General features: G+C 35.4%; 20 protein-coding genes. 10 read left to right on the top strand and 10 right to left on the bottom strand.

Annotated elements, in window-relative coordinates; all coding sequences use genetic code 11:
* Positions 1 to 22 precede the first annotated feature (22 nt).
* The 8 genes from NST77_RS18930 to NST77_RS18895 all read right to left on the bottom strand — a co-directional run bounded on the left by NST77_RS18930 (position 23) and on the right by NST77_RS18895 (position 7,256).
* Positions 23 to 1,405, bottom strand: coding sequence for a HAMP domain-containing histidine kinase (locus tag NST77_RS18930; RefSeq protein ID WP_095329544.1), 1,383 nt, complete (start codon positions 1,403 to 1,405; stop codon positions 23 to 25).
* A complete protein-coding gene (locus tag NST77_RS18925) occupies positions 1,396 to 2,058 on the bottom strand; it encodes a response regulator transcription factor (RefSeq protein ID WP_095329545.1) in 663 nt (220 codons plus the stop codon). The genes NST77_RS18930 and NST77_RS18925 overlap by 10 nt, the downstream gene beginning before the upstream one ends.
* A 17-nt stretch (positions 2,059 to 2,075) precedes the next feature.
* Entirely contained in the window at positions 2,076 to 2,840 is a 765-nt protein-coding gene (locus NST77_RS18920) for a lantibiotic immunity ABC transporter MutG family permease subunit (RefSeq protein ID WP_123258497.1), read from the bottom strand.
* Position 2,841: 1 nt separating this feature from the next.
* A complete protein-coding gene (locus NST77_RS18915) occupies positions 2,842 to 3,597 on the bottom strand; it encodes a lantibiotic immunity ABC transporter MutE/EpiE family permease subunit (RefSeq protein WP_123258496.1) in 756 nt (251 codons plus the stop codon).
* Positions 3,594 to 4,310: a lantibiotic protection ABC transporter ATP-binding protein gene (locus tag NST77_RS18910; RefSeq protein ID WP_095329548.1), complete on the bottom strand. Its 717-nt coding sequence runs from the start codon at positions 4,308 to 4,310 to the stop codon at positions 3,594 to 3,596. Before NST77_RS18910 ends, NST77_RS18915 begins: the two co-directional genes overlap by 4 nt.
* A 13-nt stretch (positions 4,311 to 4,323) precedes the next feature.
* Positions 4,324 to 4,818: a NisI/SpaI family lantibiotic immunity lipoprotein gene (locus NST77_RS18905; RefSeq protein ID WP_171510172.1), complete on the bottom strand. Its 495-nt coding sequence runs from the start codon at positions 4,816 to 4,818 to the stop codon at positions 4,324 to 4,326.
* A 538-nt stretch (positions 4,819 to 5,356) separates the two neighbouring features.
* Positions 5,357 to 6,514, bottom strand: a complete 1,158-nt coding sequence (locus NST77_RS18900) for an ABC transporter permease (RefSeq protein WP_171510171.1) — start codon at positions 6,512 to 6,514, stop codon at positions 5,357 to 5,359.
* Positions 6,504 to 7,256, bottom strand: coding sequence for an ATP-binding cassette domain-containing protein (locus NST77_RS18895; protein WP_095329551.1), 753 nt, complete (start codon positions 7,254 to 7,256; stop codon positions 6,504 to 6,506). Before NST77_RS18895 ends, NST77_RS18900 begins: the two co-directional genes overlap by 11 nt.
* A 234-nt stretch (positions 7,257 to 7,490) precedes the next feature.
* Between NST77_RS18895 and NST77_RS18890 the strand changes: the two genes are divergently transcribed.
* Positions 7,491 to 8,189, top strand: coding sequence for a LytR/AlgR family response regulator transcription factor (locus NST77_RS18890; RefSeq protein WP_341123408.1), 699 nt, complete (start codon positions 7,491 to 7,493; stop codon positions 8,187 to 8,189).
* Between the two features lie 10 nt (positions 8,190 to 8,199).
* Complete coding sequence (locus tag NST77_RS18885) at positions 8,200 to 9,198, top strand: sensor histidine kinase (protein ID WP_095329553.1); 999 nt, start codon at positions 8,200 to 8,202, stop codon at positions 9,196 to 9,198.
* A gap of 224 nt (positions 9,199 to 9,422) precedes the next feature.
* Here the strand turns inward: NST77_RS18885 and NST77_RS18880 are convergent, their stop codons facing one another.
* Positions 9,423 to 10,625: a phospholipase D-like domain-containing protein gene (locus NST77_RS18880; protein WP_172859361.1), complete on the bottom strand. Its 1,203-nt coding sequence runs from the start codon at positions 10,623 to 10,625 to the stop codon at positions 9,423 to 9,425.
* Positions 10,626 to 10,836: 211 nt separating this feature from the next.
* Between NST77_RS18880 and NST77_RS18875 the strand changes: the two genes are divergently transcribed.
* The 3 genes from NST77_RS18875 to NST77_RS18865 all read left to right on the top strand — a co-directional run bounded on the left by NST77_RS18875 (position 10,837) and on the right by NST77_RS18865 (position 13,682).
* Positions 10,837 to 11,034, top strand: a complete 198-nt coding sequence (locus tag NST77_RS18875; RefSeq protein ID WP_095329555.1) for a hypothetical protein — start codon at positions 10,837 to 10,839, stop codon at positions 11,032 to 11,034.
* Positions 11,035 to 11,265: 231 nt separating this feature from the next.
* Positions 11,266 to 11,835, top strand: a complete 570-nt coding sequence (rpoE, locus tag NST77_RS18870) for a DNA-directed RNA polymerase subunit delta (protein ID WP_341123407.1) — start codon at positions 11,266 to 11,268, stop codon at positions 11,833 to 11,835.
* Positions 11,836 to 12,077: 242 nt separating this feature from the next.
* Positions 12,078 to 13,682 (top strand): CTP synthase, encoded by a 1,605-nt coding sequence (locus NST77_RS18865; protein ID WP_095329558.1) that lies wholly within the window; start codon positions 12,078 to 12,080, stop codon positions 13,680 to 13,682.
* A 96-nt stretch (positions 13,683 to 13,778) separates the two neighbouring features.
* Here NST77_RS18865 and NST77_RS18860 read toward each other — a convergent pair whose 3' ends face one another.
* Complete coding sequence (locus NST77_RS18860; RefSeq protein WP_163187503.1) at positions 13,779 to 14,309, bottom strand: DUF2529 domain-containing protein; 531 nt, start codon at positions 14,307 to 14,309, stop codon at positions 13,779 to 13,781.
* Between the two features lie 193 nt (positions 14,310 to 14,502).
* Here NST77_RS18860 and NST77_RS18855 point away from each other — a divergent pair, with 193 nt between their 5' ends.
* The 5 genes from NST77_RS18855 (at position 14,503) to rpmE (ending at position 20,341) form a co-directional block, all read left to right on the top strand.
* Positions 14,503 to 14,865, top strand: a complete 363-nt coding sequence (locus tag NST77_RS18855) for a response regulator (protein ID WP_095329560.1) — start codon at positions 14,503 to 14,505, stop codon at positions 14,863 to 14,865.
* A gap of 379 nt (positions 14,866 to 15,244) precedes the next feature.
* On the top strand, positions 15,245 to 16,102 hold the full coding sequence (locus tag NST77_RS18850; protein ID WP_047940761.1) for a class II fructose-bisphosphate aldolase: 858 nt from the start codon (positions 15,245 to 15,247) through the stop codon (positions 16,100 to 16,102).
* Between the two features lie 524 nt (positions 16,103 to 16,626).
* The gene (locus NST77_RS18845; protein WP_095322022.1) at positions 16,627 to 17,913 is read left to right on the top strand and encodes a UDP-N-acetylglucosamine 1-carboxyvinyltransferase; all 1,287 of its coding nucleotides are present in this window, start codon (positions 16,627 to 16,629) and stop codon (positions 17,911 to 17,913) included.
* Between the two features lie 744 nt (positions 17,914 to 18,657).
* Positions 18,658 to 19,932, top strand: a complete 1,275-nt coding sequence (gene rho / locus NST77_RS18840; protein ID WP_095329561.1) for a transcription termination factor Rho — start codon at positions 18,658 to 18,660, stop codon at positions 19,930 to 19,932.
* Between the two features lie 208 nt (positions 19,933 to 20,140).
* Positions 20,141 to 20,341, top strand: coding sequence for a 50S ribosomal protein L31 (gene rpmE, locus NST77_RS18835; protein WP_047940758.1), 201 nt, complete (start codon positions 20,141 to 20,143; stop codon positions 20,339 to 20,341).
* The last annotated feature ends 3 nt before the right edge of the window (positions 20,342 to 20,344 follow it).

Genomic DNA, 20,344 nt, shown 5'->3' with positions numbered 1-20,344 from the left:
CACGTCCAGATAGGGCGTGGGTTTAATGATTTCTATATAAGGGTATTTTCACTCGCACTTCTCCGCCACCCTCTATCGTGTTTCCAAGAGTCAGTTCTCCATTATGGAGATTCACAGCATTTTTTGCGAAGGTCAACCCCATTCCATAATGACCTTTAGACTGACGGGCCTTGTCATCCATGTAAAAAAGTTCTGTTGCTTTTTTTAGCCCGCTTTCCGAAAATCCATTTCCTGTGTCTTTTACAAAAAAGTAAAGAGTATCAGAATCGCATTCCGCATGCACCGAGACAGTCCCATCTTCCGGTGTATAATCAACCGCATTTGTTAAAATATTCAATAACGCCCTATGTAACAGCTGCCAGTCTATTTCCGCCTCTTTCTTGAGATTTTCTTTTTTAAATGAAATAGTTATTTTTTTATTCCCTTTATAGGCGGATATATCTTTCTGCAGAGTTTCTGTCAGCTTATCTATAAAGGCTTTCTCCAAATGAATAGTTAAGGACTCCTCTGTTTTCGAAAGATAAATCAGCTGAGAAATATATTGTTCAATTTGATTTCCTGCTCCAAGAATATACTTTGTATACTCAGCTTGTTCTTCGTTTTGAATAGACAAACTGAGTAATTCAGCATTTCCCTTAATAATGGTAATCGGGATTTTGATATCATGTGCCAAAGCACCAATTTGCTCTTTCTTATTTTTTTCTAACCGCCACTGAGCCTCGAGTGATGACCGAAGAGCATCTCTCATTTCAATTAAGGAGTCAATTACATCGTCAAATTCCTTAATATGTGTAAATTCGGGGGTAAACTGCAAATTTTGCTCTTTTATATATCGAGTAATTACATTCAGTGTTTCAAAATGTATTCTTAATCTATTAGCAAAGTACGTTGTTATAATAGAAATGTCTATAATGAGCAAGACTATCAAAATACTGATACTCGTTAATTCATAATTAGGAAGGTATTTTCTTAATAAAGGTGAGCTAAAATCTGCCCGTAATGAATATTGCAAAATACAATACTCATTTTTTCTTTCTATAACCAAATATCCTTTTTGTTTATAATTAACATACGGTTTTTTTTCAATCTTCTTTTTTACCAGTTTCAGATCTTTTACTTTAATAGTTCCAGCTGTTTTTTGTTTTGTTTCTTTATCAAGGAGGGCAAATGACATCGTATCGGGAATCATATCAGCAGTTATTTTATCTACATGTTCCAGCTTCGGCATAAGTTTCTCTGCTTCTCGTTCATTATAATTTGCTGGATGTGAGAAGCCCATATTCATAGCGATGGTATTCATAAATAAATAGAGTAAAGCAAGTACAATCAAACTAATACATAACGCAGCTATATACTTTATCAGTTCTCTAAGAAGTGTTTTTTGGCCTTTATGATTTATTCCCATTTGTACCCAAAGCCCCATACCGTTTTGATAGGGTCTGCATTATGCTCGTTACATTTTCTGCGAATCGTTCTGATAAACTCCGTAATTGTTGAATACAAGGCATTCCCCTCTAATCCATATATCTCTTCGTAAATTTGTTCTCTTGAAAAAGTTCTCCCTTTATGTTGAGCTAAAAATTCAAATATTTTATATTCATTTTTTGTTAAGTTAAGTTTTTGGTTATTGATAAATACTTCTTTACTATCAAAATGAAATAAAAAACCAGAGATGACTCTTTTCGATTGATGTTTGTCTCTCCGTTCCCTTCTTAAGTGAGCATTAACTCTAGCACTAAGCTCCCTAACGCCGAAGGGCTTTGTAATATAATCATCTCCGCCAGTAATGAGGCCATTGATTATCGCTTCCTCTTCGGTTTTAGCTGTGAGGAATAATATGGGACAATCCACCAAAGGGCGTATCTGTTTACATAGCTCAAAACCGTCAATGTCCGGCATCATAACATCAAGCAAAATTAAATCATATCCTTGAAATAAATCAGGCGGCTGGCCTTTAACACGATCTAAAGTGTCGACTTTATGCTGGTCACGGCGCAAAATGTTTTGTATCAGTGCAAGAATATCTTTTTCATCATCGACAGCAAGGATTTTTGCCATTTCCCGTCCTCCTCATGCTATTCAAATGTTTTTCTGCCTTCCCATCTGTTAAACCATATTAGACCGGCAATGATTATACAGATTGTACCAAAAATCACAATGAATACTCCTGAATTTATTTCATGCATTAATAAAGAATAATTATCTTTTTCTATAAAATGGAGAACCCCATTTAAACCTGATAGTCTAATACTCCAAGCCCAAGGATTATATTTCCATATCGCATCTCCTAATCCAGTATTCATGAGTGCTGTCATAAGCAGGCCTGCTCCGCCTATCAGGACAGAAGCACCCATTCCAAACATACAGCTGATAAAAAAATAAATAACATATAGAATGACACTACCTGCAACCAGCCAGGCAGCACCTGTTATAAAAATATCATAAGACAAATCCGGCACATTTAAAATAAATGTTAATCCCATTATATAAAGGAAAAGCGCTATGCCAATTGAGCAAAGTTCCATGAGAAGAAGCATTAACATTTTACTGGCATAAGCAATAATTTTTGGAGATGTGCCTCCCAGCAACACTTGAAATTTTCCAGCCTGTTCTTCTAAAGATGCGGTCATGCCGCATAAGACCCCTATGAGCAACGGCAATGCAATAGCAATAGCTTCCATAAAAGATTTATACAAGTGAAATTGGCTTTGGTCTCTTCCATAATAATACAGGATTAATACAACTGAACAAACTATAGGGATAATGAAATGCAGCCACATAAAGGAGGTGTGCCTGTTTTTTTGAAAATCAGCTTGTAAACACCTCAAAAGCAGTCTCACTTTACATCGCCCCTTGCTTTTTTATTCTATAATCAATGGAAGAAGCAAACGAACGGCTGGTCAAAAACGCCATTATCAAAAATAATAGTACAGAAATCAATATAGCAGGAGGGACGACCATCCAACTCAACAAAGGATTATTTTTTTCAAGCAACAGACCGTTAGGGTGAATACCTATTGTTGGACACATCATTCGAATTGGCCAGCTCCAAGGAATAAACCACCAAAAAGAGCGAGATGCCGGCATTATACCCAGAATAAATGTTCCTATGAGATTCAACATTACCGCTATCGTAAGACCCCACTTTTTGGCCACAAATAAACAAAGTGGAACCTGCCAAAGGCTTGTTACCCAAAGCAATAAACTTGCGGCAACTGTAGAAAGCGTAACAATGGTAAAATCAGCTATAACGAATCCCATGAGTAACATAAACAATAAAAATACAATTTGAGATAATAACGAATAAATCATAATAATGACAATCTTAGAATACCATAATCTCCCCAAATCAATAGGCAATGAATATGTGCCAGTATAATTAGAGGCTTTTTTTTCTTTTTGATGAGATAATGAACAAAGTAAAGCAATCATCACCGGCATAAAAATAATAGACCACCAGTTAAAAGTACCGGAAACAAAAAATTGATTGTTCATTAAAAAAGAAAAACCTATATTAAGGAGCGGTACAAAGATTATCATTTTTCTAGAAAAAGTCCGCTTAAACTTCAGGTTTTCGGCCTTCATATAATTTATCATTTTTTTACACCCTCTTTTTCACGGCTTGCCTTTACAACTTCCATAAACAAATGCTCTAAATCATCAATTTTATTTATTTCGCCCTGGTATCCAAGGTGACCGCCGATGATAATCCCAATATGATCTGCTATTTGTTCGACTTCTGAAAGGATATGACTAGATAAAATAACGGTTATTCCTTCTTGAGGAAAAGAGCGGATAAGGTCTCTGAGCTCCTGAATACCGATTGGATCAAGCCCGTTCGTAGGTTCATCAAGAATTAATAATTTAGGATGATTTAATAAAGCAATAGCGATTCCCAGTCGCTGCCTCATCCCCATAGAAAACTGGCCTGCTCTTTTCTTACCAGCATGCTGCATATCTACAGTTTTTAGCACACTGTGTATCCGCTCCTCAGATAGGCCCAGCAACGTGGCATGTACTTTTACATTTTCAAATGCTGTTAAATTATCGTAAAGGGGCGGAGCTTCTATTAAAGATCCAATATTTTGCAAATCAGAACGTTTCCATTTATGTCCGTCGAAGAAAACCTCACCAGAAGTCTTCCGTAAAATTCCTGTCAAAATTTTTAGTGTTGTTGATTTCCCAGCTCCATTTGGTCCAAGTAGACCATAAATACTGTTTTTCTGAACAGTTAGTGAAACATCTGAAACAGCTGTTTCTTTGCCAAACTTTTTTGTAAGACTTTTGGTTTCTAATAAGGCTGTACTCATGTCACACCCTCCCTTATTCCTTTTCATTCTTAATCAAAACCGCCCGATAATACTCACGATTAAACTCCACAATGATTTCATCTTCGGCATTGGAATCCTCGTTTGCACTGTAAACCTTCCCATAGCGTAAAGGTTTTTTCTCTTTGATTTCATCAGGGTCTAGAGAGAGATACGGTTCTTTCAGTTCTTCTTCTGACCATCTCTTTCCATCGCTATCTACAAAGAAAGTTTTGCCTATTACCCCTATGACTTTTCCTTTTTTGTCTTCATCAACTTTTTCTTTCAGCTGATAAAGTTTTTCGTTGTAGACCACTTGATCGAGTTTTCCCTTATCAATCAACCTCTCCATTGTTTCAGCTGTTTCGTTTTCGTTACCCTCAGTAAAATGCATTGTTTTTTTTGTTTCTTCCATTGTTTTATCTTTAAACTTTGTTAATGATTGACATGCAGATAACATAAATAAAACAATAATACAGCCTGAAATGTTTATACATCTTTTTAAAAACATATACATCACCTCAATCTTATGACTTTTCCCCCTGTGCGTGTCTATGTGGGATGTTGATTATTTTAGAATACTTTTATCAAAATTTAATCAAGATACATTTCTAACTGGAAACTAAAAACATTTGGGCTACTGGCAATACGATCAACTTGTCCAATAAATAATCTTTAAGGTTATACAATTTTAATTCTTTAAAACAAAAATTATGTGGAGTGAATAACTGATATTCAAAATTTTCTTTCCTGCACTGCCTGTTTCCAAAGTATAAAAAATTCCTGCTGTCCAATTTTCAAGAAATAAAATAGAAAAGTGACTGGAATCGTCAAATAAGGGCAGTGAGACTTTGGATTCGATGACATCAAAAACGTAATTAAAAGTATAGAAAATAGATTTTTAGGAACGGAAGGGGAGGAAGTGCCTGTAGAAGAGAAACAGGGAATGTATATTTATAAACTAAGACAAACCCCTAATTACTGAATTAGGAGTTTGTCGACAGTCTGGAGTTCCTTTGTATATCTTATCAAAGGAACATTCATGCTGCTTAATTAATAACCCATTTATCCTTCAAAAATAGCATTCTGCCAATCAGAAATGAAATTACGATAAAGACTAAATTAGATCCTAGGGTAAGAAGCAAATGCTGATAGATTATTTCCCCGAATATTAACTCCTTTAAAGTGCTAAATACATTAACAAAAGGAATAATAAAATGATTAGTAGTTAATTCATTTATTCCAGTAGTTGATAAGAGCATCATTGGAAAAATAGTCAGAAGCAGTATCGGCGTGCTATAACTTTGAGCCTCTTTAATCGTTTTACCAATAATACTAGTAATCATAAGCAAGGAAGCAATTAACATAGAGTAAATAATCGTCATAACCAAAGCAAAAACGATAATTAATGCAAAATTATCATGCACAGGAACAGCATTTTTTAAATTTTCCGTAAAAAAGGCAATTTCAAGCACAACTACCAGCAAAGTGATCAAACCAGTTAAAACCCCGATAGTAGTGATTGTTAACCATTTAGAAATAACTAAAGTTGAACGCTTTACGGGAGTCATTAATAATGCCTCCATTGTTTTCTTTTCTTTTTCTCCTGCAAACAGATCTGCAGCGGCAGGAGAAGCGCCGATTCCTAAAGCTAATGATAGGATTAATGGAATAAGCATAGCGACTAAATTAATGGTTGGGTCCTCTGCAGAAATTTCTTGCTGTTCAATAGAGAAAGGCTGCACAACCGTACTTTCGACACCTGCTTCATTTAACCGTTCTGTTACCACCGTCTTTTCGTATTCATTTAATGCATTCATAACAATTGAAAGTAATGTAGAAGATTTTTCACTAAAAGAATCTCCAATGAGAACGATATTGGTATTTTCTCCTTTGCTGAGTTTTTCGCTAAAATCATTCTCTATCAGAATGGCAGCTTGTGCATCTCCGTCTTTTACCATTTTTTCGGGATTATCAGCATCTACTAATTCAATGTTTGTATAAACAGCTAAATTTGCTTGCATCTCTTCATTTATATTTGTTGGAATGGCTAATTGGTAGGTGTCTCCTTCATCACTAGATACTAACTTTTCATAAAAGAGGGTTAAGCCTGTCATCATAATAATCGGTAAGAAAACGGTAAGTAATAATGTTCGTCTATCACGAAATGAATCCTTTAATTCTTTCAAAAATAATTTAAATAGCATATGTGTTTCCTCCTCTAACTAATTTGCTCATAAAGATGTAGTTTAGGTCCTTGCTGCCTTCCGCTTTGTATAAATCGTCAAGCTTTCCATGATAGACAAGCTCTCCTTTATGTATCATTGCAACGCTATCACATAGCATCGCAACTTCCTCCATAATGTGGCTGGAAAATAAAATGGTTTTCCCTTCTCTTTTTAATTGATGAACAAGCTGACGGAATACATTTGAAGCAGTAATATCCAAGCCTGTTGTAGGTTCATCAAAAAGAATAATTTCGGGGTCATGAATAATCGTTCGGGCAATCGCCACTTTTTGTCTCATTCCTTTAGAGAATCCGCCAACTTTTCGATCTAAATAATCTCGCATCCCAAACATTCTTGAAAGCTCATCGATTCTAACCTTTGTTTCATGTTTTCCTAATCCATATAGATTGGCAAAGTACTCTAGATTCTCTCTTGCAGTTAATCGCTCATAAAGACCAGTTTCTCCACCGAATAGAACACCAATTTTTTGTTTAATTTCATTGGGGTTTTTCTTTGTATCATATTGATCAACCGTTATAGTTCCTTCTGTTGGTTGGATAAGGGTGGCAATAGAACGTAGAAGCGTTGTCTTGCCTGCTCCATTCTCTCCAAGTAAAGCAATGGTTTCTCCTTTTTGTATGGAAAATGACACGTGTTTAAGGGCTGTTACAGAAGTTTTTTTATCTTGAAATTTTTTAGTTACCGTTTGAATCGTTATCATACTCTTTCACCTCGTATTGGTTTCGTTACATTTATCATAATTGGAGAGCCTCTTTTTTTCTGCCATTATGTCACGAAAATGGCTTATCATGTCGTGAAAAGGGAAGATGTCGCATATAGGAATACTTGTGGGGATGGAAAATGCGGTGAAACCCATCCGAACGTAGAGAAATCATGGTAAAATAAAAAGGGTAATTTCTGTCAGTATTTGTGGGGATGAAGGGAGAAAGAAGAGTTGAGAGTTGGTTTAGTAGATGACCGTATGATTGATCTAGATAAATTAATAGGCATTGTTTCCGGTATTCCTGATGTTGAGATTATCTTCTCAACGATATCGGCGGAAGAAGCTTATACGGAAATAAAAAAAGAAAGCATTGATTTATTAATTGCGGATATTGAAATGCCAGGTTTATCGGGATATGAATTAGCGGACATTATTCATTCTCATGTTTTGAATATTTTGGTCATTTTTGTAACAGGTACTAGTGGCTATGCTGTTCATGCCTTTGAACTGAATGTCCATGACTATATTATGAAGCCTTATAATAAGGAGCGTCTTACTCAATCGGTACAGCGAGCGTTAGAAAAGACAAAGTCTACAGAGATTGCAGGAAGACTTTATATTAAACAAAAGAGTGAAATTCACATTATCCAAAAGAAGGATATTGTTTTTATTGAACGATCCGGAAGGTCAACAACCATTTATACTAAAGCCGAAGCGATCAAAACATATCAAACGCTAAATGAATTAGAGGGAGAGCTGAGAGAAAGAGATTTTATACGCTCCCATCGATCTTTTATTATAAACATTCATTATGTTAAAAATTTTTCTCTTTATGCAAAGAACTCTTATGCTGTAGCATTCGAAGGATTAGAGGAAAAGGCAATGATTACAAAGGAAAAAGTAGATTTTCTTCAGGAAAATTACTTTTAAAGAGGTATATATGATTAATAATAACCATTTTTATTGGCTGCTTATTGCTGTTTATAGCACCATACATAGCAAAAGAGTAATCGACCACGTAAGTTTTTCGGTGCAAGCATATTGGATCTTTGCATTCTTTGTGGGGATATGCTTTGTTCTTTCGAAATATTTACATGCAGATAAAGCTGTTATTAATTCCAGAATAGAAGTTCTCTTTTGGCTTGTACAATCATTGGTTTTGCTTTTGCATATTCAAGTTGCATTCACATACTGGAATATATTATTCCTTCTGTTGTTCGTACTAATCGAAATAGTGCGGTTTATGATTGGAGCAAAAATTTTTTCACTGCAACAGGCAAAAGAGTCCTATGAGAAGGAGATAAGCCAATATAATGAACTTTTTCAAGTAGTGCGCAGCGAAAGACATGATTTTCTAAAGCATATTTCAGCAGTGCATTTTATGCTGGAAAAAGAGGGTTCCTCCCATGCTAAATCTTATTTAGACGAATTGGTAGAAGGATATGAAGAAACAAATCTATCTATAAAAGGGGAAAGTGGATCTGTAGCTTCTGTCTTACATAGAGTTTATAAGCAGGCGGTCCAGGAAAATATCACGCTAAAATATGATTTTGATATCCCTTTATCAACGTTGCCGATGAAAGAAAAGGATATCGTCGGTTTAGTAGGGAATTTATTGTCTAATAGCTTAGAAGCAAGTCGAGAATGGCAGCAAAAGTATCGACGAGAGCCCCATATTATTATTCGGCTCTCCAAAAGAAGTGGGCTTTACTTACTGACATGCAAAAATGACTGCTTGCCTATTCCAGTTTCCATCTTAGACTCTTTATATAAGAAATTTGGTAAGTCGACGAAGAAGGGGAAAGAACGTGGATATGGAACAAGAATCATCCTTGATATCGTGAAGAAGCATCATGGCTATCTTGATTACACCTATAAGGAGGAATCATTTTTTGTCAAAATAAAAATACCAGTCATAAAAAACAGCAACGATGATTAATTGGATATTGGTTGCAAATCCGAAGCAGCTTAGGTGTAGCACCATGAAAAGTCCGTCTGCGGGAAATACCTACAAGTAATTCTTTTTTTAATAAAGACCCAAACAGTCACAAGATGTTTTATTACTTCTTCGTATAATTGTTTGGGTTTATGTTTGTTGGAATACTTATGTCCTGGGCATGTCTATGCAAATCGTCTAGGATAGTTCCGTAATCGCTAATCCGTTTATAGAAATGGAGCGAAAAGGCGGGCTATCCATTCTTTTAGCTTACTTCTGATTGTGATAGTATCTAAACCTTCAAGCGATAACTCCTTTGCCTGCTGTAAATCCTCTGTTGTAATCTTGTTCATTCTTTCTATAAAGCCTTGGTCGTAGATACAACAATTTAACTCATGATTTAAAAAGATGCTCCGTCTATCAAAGTTGGCTGAACCTATAATAATAATTTCATTATCAATGTTAATTAATTTACCATGAAAAAAACCATTCATATACTGATAAACACTTGCTCCATGTGCAATCAATGTACGTAAATATGGAAAGGAGGCCTCTTTGACTAACAAGTGATCTGCCTTATCAGGTATAAGGATGGTAATGGAAATATTTCTATGTAATGCTCTTAGTAACTCCTTTGTTATTTGTTTACTAGGTATAAAATAAGGAGTGGTAATTAGAAGAGAACTTTTGCAGTTTTTTATGACATGACAGACTATTTCCTCTAAATAAACCCCTTGTGTAGGAATTATTTGATGTCTAGATTCTCCCTTTTTTTGCAGGGGAAAATATACACGATTTTGCAGTAAATTTATCTTAGAAGCTTTTAACCAATCCATTAAAAATTCTCGTTGTAAGTCATCGACCCCTTCACCAATCAATTTAAGATGATAGTCACGCCAAGGGCTCAATTTATAATTAGCATGAATATAATCCTTGCCAATATTAAAGCCCCCCATAAAACCAACCTTACCATCGATAATAGCAATTTTTCGGTGGTTTCTAACCTGCAAGGAATAAAAAAGATAAGGGAAAATTGGAAGCTGACAAAATGCAAACTGAACGCCGGCCTTTTTTAATTTTGCCCTAACCTTTTTTCTTATTTTATAACTTCCTAACCAATCTAAAATAAGTCGCACTTCCACTCCTTCATGTGCTTTTGTTTTTAAAAGATTGAGAAACTCGTTGGAAATACTGTCTGTTTTAATAGTATAGAAAAGAATATGGACATGTTCAGCAGCCTCTTCAATTGCTTGAAAAAGGGCTGGAAATAGTTCTGTACCGTCCGAGTAAATGTGAAAGTCACTATATCTAAAAGGATGATTTTTTCGATTGATTTTTTTTTGCTGAGCTCTCTTTCCTAATTGAAAGTCCAGGTAAAGAAGGAAAATAAGTATGGCAATAATGCTTAGGATAATCAGGAATGTCTTCATTCATAATGCCCTCCTTAGAAGGATAGTATTGCCGATATTCCCTTCTTTTCATACCTTGCTTGGTCATGTCCGTAAGAGATTGCTATTCACCAAAAATACAATAGATAATGGAAGAGAGAAGAAAAAAATAGCGTTTAGACTTGCGTGCCCCTTGATAGAATCGTTATCCTAGAAGTAAGAATATTCTACATTTAGTTGGGGTGGATTAACAGTGCGGAAATTATGGATATGGCTGGGAATGCCTGTATATATAGTGGTGTTTTCTTTCCTTTATAAGCACCAATTAGGTTCCATTGGCTTCTTTCTTTTATCCCTTCTGTTTTTTAAACTAGCTAAGAATAAACACTCAAAAATAACGGGAAAAGAGAAGGAAAACTTTTATTTTGAAGAAAAGTTAAATAAACCTTAACTAGAACTAGCATATTCACCTAAAATTTGTTTATAATGGAGAATATGTATTTTTACTATTTTAGTTAGAGTTCTTTTCAAAAGGCTTTAAAATAGGTTAGAGGATTTATTGCAGAATGGTCAACAAAAGCATAAAAAATAATAAACTCCCGAAAAGTGAAACTTCCACCTGAATTTCGGTCCGAGCTTTCAGGAAAGGGATAAGAGTAGATAAGAAAGGAAGTGCGAAAGAATGAGTATTGATAAATACACTCAAGAAGAACTAAAAGAAATGTCGCTAATTGATGTAGCACATGAAATTATGAATGGTGGTAAAACACCTTATGCATTTAATGAACTAATGGATCAAGTAGCAAAATTAGTTGGGTTAAGTGAAGAAGAGGTTAATGAAAAAATAGCACAATTATATACAGATGTTAATATTGATGGTCGCTTCTTATCATTAGGAGACAATCGTTGGGGACTTCGTTTATGGTACCCTGTAGATAAATCAGAAGAAGATGTCGTAACAGTTACAAAACCGAAGAAGAAGAAAGCGAAAAAAGCTGTTGATGATGACTTCGGTGATTTTGATAGCCTTGATGAGGATGACGATTTTGATGACTTTGATGCTGATCTAGATGACGAAGAGCTTCTAGATGAGGATGAGGATTTAGATGAAGAAGATGATGATCTATTAGATGACGATTTGTCGGAAGAAGATGATGATTTCGATGAAGATTATGAAATCGATGACGATGAGCTAGATGAGGATGAAGAGGAAGAAGACGACGAATTTGATGACGAGGATGAGGATAAATAATCTCCTAGTCTTGACATTTATAGTCGTTGCTAGTAAAATCTTTTTTGGGCTCCTTAAAAAGAGGAACGAACTTAAATTCGCTAAATATAGCGCTCCCTTACTTTTAGAAAGTAAGTGGAGCGCTTTTTATTTTTTAGTAAAGAAAGTAAATAGCAATCGTTTCATACCCCTCTAAAAAAATTAGTTAATTCGTCTTAAATAAAGAGGAATTGGAGCAAACTTAAATCAAGGGGGATAATATAATGACAAAATATATTTTTGTAACAGGTGGAGTAGTATCTTCACTCGGAAAAGGTATTACAGCAGCATCACTAGGACGCTTGCTGAAAAATCGTGGTGTAAGTGTAACGATTCAAAAGTTTGACCCGTATATCAATGTGGATCCTGGTACAATGAGTCCATATCAGCATGGAGAAGTGTTTGTAACAGATGATGGCGCAGAAACAGACTTAGACTTAGGTCACTATGAGCGTTTTATTGATATCAATTTAACGAAATATAACAATGTGACAACAGGAAAAATCTATTCTACTGTATTAAGAAAAGAACGTAGAGGAGATTATCTTGGTGGAACAGTGCAAGTAATTCCGCACATTACAAATGAAATCAAAGAACGTGTATTTAGAGCTGGTCGTGAAACAAATGCAGATGTAGTAATTACAGAAATTGGCGGAACGGTTGGAGACATTGAATCTTTACCATTCTTAGAAGCTATTCGTCAAATTAAAAGTGATATTGGTCGTGACAATGTTATGTACATTCATTGTACATTGGTACCATACATCAAAGCTGCAGGGGAAATGAAAACTAAACCAACACAACATAGTGTAAAAGAGCTACGCAGCTTAGGAATTCAGCCAAATGTGATTGTAGTAAGAACAGAAAAACCTATTTCTGAAGATATGAAGGATAAAATTGCTTTATTCTGTGATATAGACAATAAATCTGTTATTGAATGTCGTGATGCAGATACACTTTATACTATTCCGTTAGCTCTTCAAGAGCAAAATCTTGATCAAATCGTATGTGACCATTTAAAGCTTAAATGCCAAGAAGCAGATATGACAGAATGGATTGAACTAGTAGATCGCGTTCGTCATCTTTCTAAAACAACAAAAATTGCCCTTGTTGGTAAATATGTTGAATTACAAGATGCTTATATATCTGTAGTAGAAGCATTAAAGCACGCTGGGTATGCATATGATGCTGACATTGAGATCGATTGGATTAATGCAGAGCAGGTAACGAAAGAAAACGTGCAAGAAATATTACAAGATGCAGATGGAATTCTCGTACCAGGTGGATTCGGAGACCGTGGTGTGGAAGGAAAAATTCTTGCAACGCAATATGCACGCGAACAGAAGGTTCCTTTCTTTGGGATTTGCTTAGGTATGCAGGTAGCATCTATCGAATTTGCTCGTAATGTTTTAGGGTGGAATGATGCTCATTCTTCTGAAATTAACGAAGCAACAACACATCCAGTTATTGACCTTCTGCCAGAACAGAAGGATGTGGAAGATTTAGGTGGAACACTTCGCTTAGGTTTATATCCATGTAAATTAAAAGAAGATACAAGAGCGTATGAAGCATATCAAGACGAGGTAATCTATGAGAGACATCGTCATCGTTATGAGTTCAATAATCAATATCGTCAAGAGATGGAAAATGCAGGATTTGTATTCTCAGGAACTAGCCCAGATGGCCGTTTAGTGGAAATTGTTGAATTAAAAGATCATCCTTGGTTTGTTGCTTCTCAATTCCACCCAGAATTTATCTCGAGACCAACTCGCCCGCAACCTCTTTTCCGTGAGTTTGTCGGTGCATCTATCCGCTTAGCAGAAAAATAAAATTTTGGCGAACTTAAAAAAAGAGGCTATTCCATTTATTTGGAAAAGCCTCTTTTTGTAATGTTTTCTAACGTTTAGTGTAATAGTAATTCTCTTTTATAAATCATATTCTTTCAAAATTTCATCAGTGGTAAATTTAATGCCATGATAAATAAAAAGAGCAGCAATTAACGATGGATAGCCATATCGCTTTCCTTCATCGTCAGGCAATAAGCCTTTAGAAAGTCTTAAGTCGATAGAAACATCTGCAAAGTCAACCAGTGATTCAATATCAGGATTGGTAATAGAACAGATGGAAATAAAGGGAACTTGAGCATCGTATAGTTGTTTAGCAAATGTGTTTATTTCTTCCTCTTCATTTGTTCGAGCAAAAAGAATAAACCGATCGTTTGAGGTAATAGATTCAAGCGATGCATTTGCCCATTTTTCTGTATTTAGCATCGGCTCCATCCCAGTTGTAGCCTCTGCTATCACTCCTGCCATTTCATTTGTTGCATAGATATAAACCTTTCCGTCACTGACAATGGCTTGGGCTAATAGTCTTGAGCTGTCTTCGATTGCTTCCTCTTCTTTCTCATGCAATCTTTTAAATAACCCACTTAGTTGAGTGGAAAACATTTTAAGCAAGTGGAAAACCTCCATTTTATTAAATTAAAACAGTAATTTGCTTCATATAGTAGATAATTATAATTAAATTGAAGGAAAAGGTAAAATTTAAGGGGATTAGCAGGAAAAGTCGAGTAAATAGTAGAAAAAGATAAAGTATGATAAAAACGAGAGAATACATACATATAACTTGAGTTAGAAGGGAAGGTTCCTTATGAAAGGGAAAATATTAATTGTTGATGATCAATTCGGCATTAGAATCCTTTTGAATGAAGTTTTTCAAAAGGAAGGATATAAGACATTCCAAGCTGCAAATGGAAATCAGGCGTTAGAAATTGTGACAAGAGAATCACCTGATTTAGTGCTGCTTGATATGAAAATTCCAGGAATGGATGGAATTGAAATATTAAAACGAATGAAAAAGCTTAATCAGGATATTCGTGTGATTATCATGACAGCTTATGGAGAACTAGATATGATTCAAGAAGCGAAGGACCTCGGTGCCCTAACGCATTTTGCTAAACCGTTTGATATTGATGATCTGAGAGAGGCTGTTAAGAAGTACATTAATTATTAATCGCCATATTTTATACATATTTATTAGCCAGCCAGTTCCTATATGTTTTCCCTTAACCCGAAAAATGTAGTTTCTGTTTTGAAGCTATTGGTTTTCGAAAACTAGATCTGTGATATTTTTTACTAAGCCATCATAAGTGGACTTAGAATTAAAGTGCTTTCATTCGACAAAAAGTCTACTAATTTGTGACAAAATAGAAAAAAAAGCTTGAACGATAGCATTTCTTGATTTATTTTGGTATGATTACAATTGAGTTTTTAAATGGAATGATTCGTTTTGTTTTACTTGAGGTATTATATACATATTCAACTTTCCTTTGGGAAATTTAATAAAGATTCTCTTGTAAAAAAGAACGATCATTAAATAAGGAGGAAGAAATATGCCTTTAGTTTCAATGAAAGACATGTTAAACAAAGCAAAAGCAGAAGGCTATGCTGTTGGTCAATTTAACTTAAATAATCTTGAGTTTACTCAAGCAATTCTTCAAGCTGCAGAAGAAGAAAAATCTCCAGTTATTCTTGGGGTTTCTGAAGGTGCAGGCCGTTATATGGGTGGCTTCAAAACTGTTGTAAAAATGGTTGAAGGTTTAATGGAAGACTATAACATCACAGTTCCTGTTGCTATTCATTTAGATCACGGTTCAAGTTTCGAAAAATGTAAAGAAGCAATCGATGCTGGCTTTACATCTGTAATGATCGATGCTTCTCACCATCCATTTGATGAGAACGTTGAAATTACTTCTAAAGTAGTAGAATATGCACATGCTAAAGGTGTTTCTGTAGAAGCAGAACTTGGTACTGTTGGTGGACAAGAAGATGACGTTGTAGCTGAAGGTGTAATTTATGCTGATGCTAACGAATGTGTTGAACTTGTTAAACGTACTGGCATTGACACTTTAGCTCCTGCTTTAGGATCTGTGCACGGTCCTTACAAAGGTGAGCCTAACTTAGGTTTCAAAGAAATGGAAGAAATCGGTAACTTAACTGGTTTACCATTAGTATTACACGGTGGTACTGGTATCCCAACTAAAGATATCACAAAAGCTATTTCTTTAGGAACAGCTAAAATCAACGTTAACACTGAAAACCAAATTGCTTCTGCAAAAGCAGTTCGCGAAACATTAGCTGCTAAACCAGAAGAATACGATCCACGTAAATACTTAGGACCTGCTCGTGATGCGATTAAAGCAACTGTAATCGGCAAAATCAAAGAATTTGGTTCTTCTAATAAAGCATAATTTTATTTGTAGGAAAGAGAGGATATCTTTTTAGGGGCAGACCCTTAAAGGATATCCTTTTTTTTATGGCATTCTTCAAAAAAAGCTGTTTTTGGAAGGGGGGAAAGGTAATATCTTCAAATAATTGCGTAGGTAAATACTTCGAAAATAACTTCCCTATTTATATTCCAAAAGGTTACTAGCAATCATCAATAGCGAGCGGTTTCAGTTGATTTGTGAATTACCAAGGGATATCATGACTTGTTTATGGAAAAAGCGTATATGAAAGTGGAAGATTATAGTAAAAGAAGTTATCGATGAATTGGTTCCAAGTATCAGGACTCCTTATATAGGTAATACTAAAAATGTTTGTACTTTGTTAACACAATAGAACGTAAAGTTCATACATATATACTTTTCCATTGAGTCTTAATATTTGGTATAATAAGTAACAGTAATTCAAACAAGATTCTACATCCAAGCCTCATCTTGATTAACTTATAGCAGAATTCGTACTTTTGCATTGGCTTAGAAGGGAGCTAGAAATGGAAAAACTTATGATTGCAGGTGGATCACCTTTAAAAGGAACGGTTAGAGTGAGTGGTGCAAAAAATAGTGCAGTGGCACTTATTCCAGCAACCATTTTAGCTGAATCTCCCGTTACAATTGAGGGACTGCCTGACATTTCAGATGTTCAGATATTAAAAGAGATTATGGAAGAGTTAGGTGGAACGGTATCTATATCAGAGTCTGATATAACAATTGATCCCTCTTCTATGATTTCTATGCCTATGCCGAATGGGAAGGTAAAAAAATTGCGTGCTTCTTATTATTTAATGGGAGCCATGCTAGGACGATTTAAAAAGGCGGTAATTGGCTTACCTGGTGGCTGTCATCTAGGACCAAGACCGATAGATCAGCATATTAAAGGATTTGAAGCACTTGGTGCACAGGTTACAAATGAACAAGGAGCCATTTATCTTCGGGCAGATGAGTTAAGGGGAGCAAGAATTTACTTAGATGTAGTAAGCGTAGGGGCAACAATTAATATTATGCTTGCAGCAGTACGAGCAAAAGGGAAAACCATCATTGAAAATGCAGCTAAAGAACCGGAAATTATTGATGTGGCAACACTTTTAACCAATATGGGAGCGAAAATAAAAGGTGCAGGGACTGATGTGATTCGGATTGAAGGGGTAGATCATCTTCATGGTTGCCGTCATACTATTATTCCGGATCGTATCGAGGCAGGTACGTATATTATTATTGGAGCAGCGGTTGGAGATGGTGTGCTTGTGGATAATGTAATCCCCCAACATTTAGAGTCTTTAATTGCGAAATTAAGAGAGATGGGAGTCTCGATAGAATCAAGTGATGAACAAGTGTTTATCAGCTCCAATAATTCTTTGAAACCAGTAGATATAAAAACACTTGTATATCCTGGCTTTCCAACAGATCTTCAGCAGCCATTCACATCCCTTTTAACAAAGACAAATGGTACAAGTATGGTTACAGATACAATTTACGGTGCTAGATTTAAACATATTGATGAGCTGCGTCGAATGAATGCCACAATAAAAGTAGAGGGACGATCTGCCATTATTAATGGTCCAGTTCATTTGCAAGGTGCCAAAGTAAAAGCAAGTGACTTACGTGCTGGTGCCTCCTTAGTAATAGCAGGGCTAATGGCAGATGGAGTGACAGAAATTACAGGTCTTGAGCATATTGATAGAGGGTACAGCCATATAGTAGAAAAACTTACTGGTTTAGGGGCGACAATATGGCGAGAAAAGATGACCGAAGAGGAATATGAACAAATAAATAATGGCTAATCAATTGTGAACTAGTACAGCGCCGTGTTATTCGAATCATGTGTTGAACCTTTTTCTATTTATTAGCCAATATAGGATAGCAGGGGGAGGAAGTTCCCTCTGTTCTAAATTCATTAATAACTTTTTGGAAAAAGAAAATAAGTCTAGATAAATTATTTATACGTATTTTAAAAGCAGATTTTTGCTACTAAAGGCATGTAGGGACCATCCTTTTAAATTTGTTTATGAAAGAATAAATGTCCTCCAATACGGGAATATTCATTAAGCTTCCTCCATACCTTCCTTTTCGAAAGACCCTAAAAAAGAAGGATGAAAAACGAAACTTCATCCATATTCTGCTTCCATTATGGAGTGAACAAGTGTTGGTAAAAAAATTCTTGTTGCACATTTTTCGTAGATGGAGGTAAAATAGAGATTGCTTTTAATTGATTCTCGTCGAAGCTAATAGAAACATGAAGGATAAAATAAAAACTCCTCTTAAGATAAATTTATATTCAAATCACGGCTCCTTCCGCTTTATTGAAAGACAGCCATTCTTATGAAAAAGTTATAAGAAAATGAAAGTATACGATTTATCGATAGCTGGAGAAGAAGCAGGATTCTTCTTTTCCATCCTTCACTTTAATTATTTCTCGCATCAAAATTTCTCTTCAAAAAAGCTTTCGCCTCAAACAGAAGAATAACCTTCCCACATTTCGAAATAAATGGTAGGGATAACTGAAAATATAAAAGAGTGGTGTAAAAATGGGATTAAATATATCTAGTTTAGAAAATATGAAATTAAAAGAGCTGTATGAATTAGCTCGCGAATATAAAGTTGCCTATTACAGTAAGTTAACAAAAAAGGAACTGATTTTTTCCATCTTAAAAGCAAGAGCAGAGCAAGAAGGCTATTTCTTCATGGAAGGCGTTCTAGAGATTATTCAGTCAGAAGGATTTGGCTTCTTAAGACCGATTAATTATTCTCCAAGTTCACAAGATATTTATATCTCAGCATCTCAAATTAGAAGATTTGATTTGAGAAATGGAGATAAAGTTTCAGGGAAAGTTCGCCCGCCTAAAGAAAACGAAAGATACTTTGGCTTACTTCAAGTAGAAGCTGTTAACGGAGACGATCCAGAGTCAGCGAAAGAAAGAGTTCATTTTCCAGCCTTAACACCTCTATACCCGAATCGTCAAATACATTTAGAAACAACACAGAGAAATGTATCTACTAGAATAATGGATGTGTTAGCTCCTGTTGGCTTTGGACAACGTGGTCTGATTGTAGCTCCTCCTAAAGCAGGTAAGACAATGCTGATTAAGGAAATAGCAAATAGTATTACAACAAATCATCCAGAGGCAGAGCTGATTGTTTTACTCATTGATGAAAGACCTGAAGAAGTAACAGATATTGAAAGATCTGTAAGTGGAGACGTTGTTAGCTCAACATTTGATGAAGTTCCCGAAAATCATATTAAAGTTGCTGAATTAGTATTAGAAAGAGCAATGCGTCTTGTGGAACATAAACGTGATGTTATTATCTTGATGGATAGTATCACAAGATTAGCACGTGCATATAACCTAGTCATTCCTCCAAGTGGAAGAACTTTATCGGGAGGAATTGATCCAGGGGCATTCCATAGACCAAAACGATTCTTCGGTGCTGCACGTAATATCGAAGAAGGCGGTTCTTTAACGATATTGGCTACAGCATTAGTTGATACTGGTTCACGTATGGACGATGTTATTTATGAAGAATTTAAAGGAACAGGTAATATGGAGCTTCATTTAGATCGTGCATTAGCAGAAAGAAGAATATTCCCTGCTATTGATATTAGACGCTCTGGAACACGGAAAGAAGAACTATTGATTCCTAAAGAACATTTAGACAAGCTATGGGCTATTCGTAAGTCAATGTCTGATTCACCAGACTTTGCTGAAAAGTTCTTAAGAAAATTAAGACAAACGAAAAGCAATGAGGATTTCTTTGCGATCCTTGGTGAACAAATGAAAGCAGGAACTGCTAAACGTTCCTAAATATATAGAAGTGATTTTAAATAGTTTATTTCTATGATGGAAGGCTTTCAGTATTTTTCAATATTTGGTAATTAATGCATGGTTAATAGTGTTGCAAAACAAGAATGTACTTGTTATAATATAATCAATGTGTTTTACAATTACAGTGTCTAAGCACTGTTTTAGAACTCTGTTTCGAAAGTTGCAGGGCGGAAGGAGATGAAAAGGAATGAAAACAGGAATTCATCCAACTTATAACGAAATTACGGTGAAATGTGCTTGTGGTAACGAGTTCAAAACTGGTTCTGTTAAAAAAGAAATCAAAGTTGAAACTTGTTCTGAGTGCCATCCGTTCTATACTGGACGTCAAAAATTTGCTGAAGCTGGCGGACGTGTTGATCGCTTCAACAAAAAATACGGTCTTAAGTAATAT

It is taken from the genome of Niallia sp. FSL W8-0177 (genome assembly GCF_038006285.1).
GTDB classification, from domain to species: Bacteria; Bacillota; Bacilli; order Bacillales; family Cytobacillaceae; genus Niallia; species Niallia circulans_A.
This window is presented reverse-complemented; position numbering and strand designations above follow the sequence as displayed.

What these genes read in the sequence shown, in the direction of transcription:
- rpoE (WP_341123407.1), top strand. Translation starts at nt 11,266, where the DNA reads ATGAGTATTGATAAATACACTCAAGAAGAACTAAAAGAAATGTCGCTA.
- NST77_RS18905 (WP_171510172.1), bottom strand. Translation starts at nt 4,818, where the DNA reads ATGTTTTTAAAAAGATGTATAAACATTTCAGGCTGTATTATTGTTTTA.
- NST77_RS18900 (WP_171510171.1), bottom strand. Translation starts at nt 6,514, where the DNA reads ATGCTATTTAAATTATTTTTGAAAGAATTAAAGGATTCATTTCGTGAT.
- NST77_RS18910 (WP_095329548.1), bottom strand. Translation starts at nt 4,310, where the DNA reads ATGAGTACAGCCTTATTAGAAACCAAAAGTCTTACAAAAAAGTTTGGC.
- NST77_RS18885 (WP_095329553.1), top strand. Translation starts at nt 8,200, where the DNA reads ATGATTAATAATAACCATTTTTATTGGCTGCTTATTGCTGTTTATAGC.
- NST77_RS18915 (WP_123258496.1), bottom strand. Translation starts at nt 3,597, where the DNA reads ATGATAAATTATATGAAGGCCGAAAACCTGAAGTTTAAGCGGACTTTT.
- rho (WP_095329561.1), top strand. Translation starts at nt 18,658, where the DNA reads ATGGGATTAAATATATCTAGTTTAGAAAATATGAAATTAAAAGAGCTG.
- NST77_RS18895 (WP_095329551.1), bottom strand. Translation starts at nt 7,256, where the DNA reads ATGATAACGATTCAAACGGTAACTAAAAAATTTCAAGATAAAAAAACT.
- NST77_RS18925 (WP_095329545.1), bottom strand. Translation starts at nt 2,058, where the DNA reads ATGGCAAAAATCCTTGCTGTCGATGATGAAAAAGATATTCTTGCACTG.
- NST77_RS18930 (WP_095329544.1), bottom strand. Translation starts at nt 1,405, where the DNA reads ATGGGAATAAATCATAAAGGCCAAAAAACACTTCTTAGAGAACTGATA.
- NST77_RS18880 (WP_172859361.1), bottom strand. Translation starts at nt 10,625, where the DNA reads ATGAAGACATTCCTGATTATCCTAAGCATTATTGCCATACTTATTTTC.
- NST77_RS18865 (WP_095329558.1), top strand. Translation starts at nt 12,078, where the DNA reads ATGACAAAATATATTTTTGTAACAGGTGGAGTAGTATCTTCACTCGGA.
- NST77_RS18850 (WP_047940761.1), top strand. Translation starts at nt 15,245, where the DNA reads ATGCCTTTAGTTTCAATGAAAGACATGTTAAACAAAGCAAAAGCAGAA.
- NST77_RS18855 (WP_095329560.1), top strand. Translation starts at nt 14,503, where the DNA reads ATGAAAGGGAAAATATTAATTGTTGATGATCAATTCGGCATTAGAATC.
- rpmE (WP_047940758.1), top strand. Translation starts at nt 20,141, where the DNA reads ATGAAAACAGGAATTCATCCAACTTATAACGAAATTACGGTGAAATGT.
- NST77_RS18845 (WP_095322022.1), top strand. Translation starts at nt 16,627, where the DNA reads ATGGAAAAACTTATGATTGCAGGTGGATCACCTTTAAAAGGAACGGTT.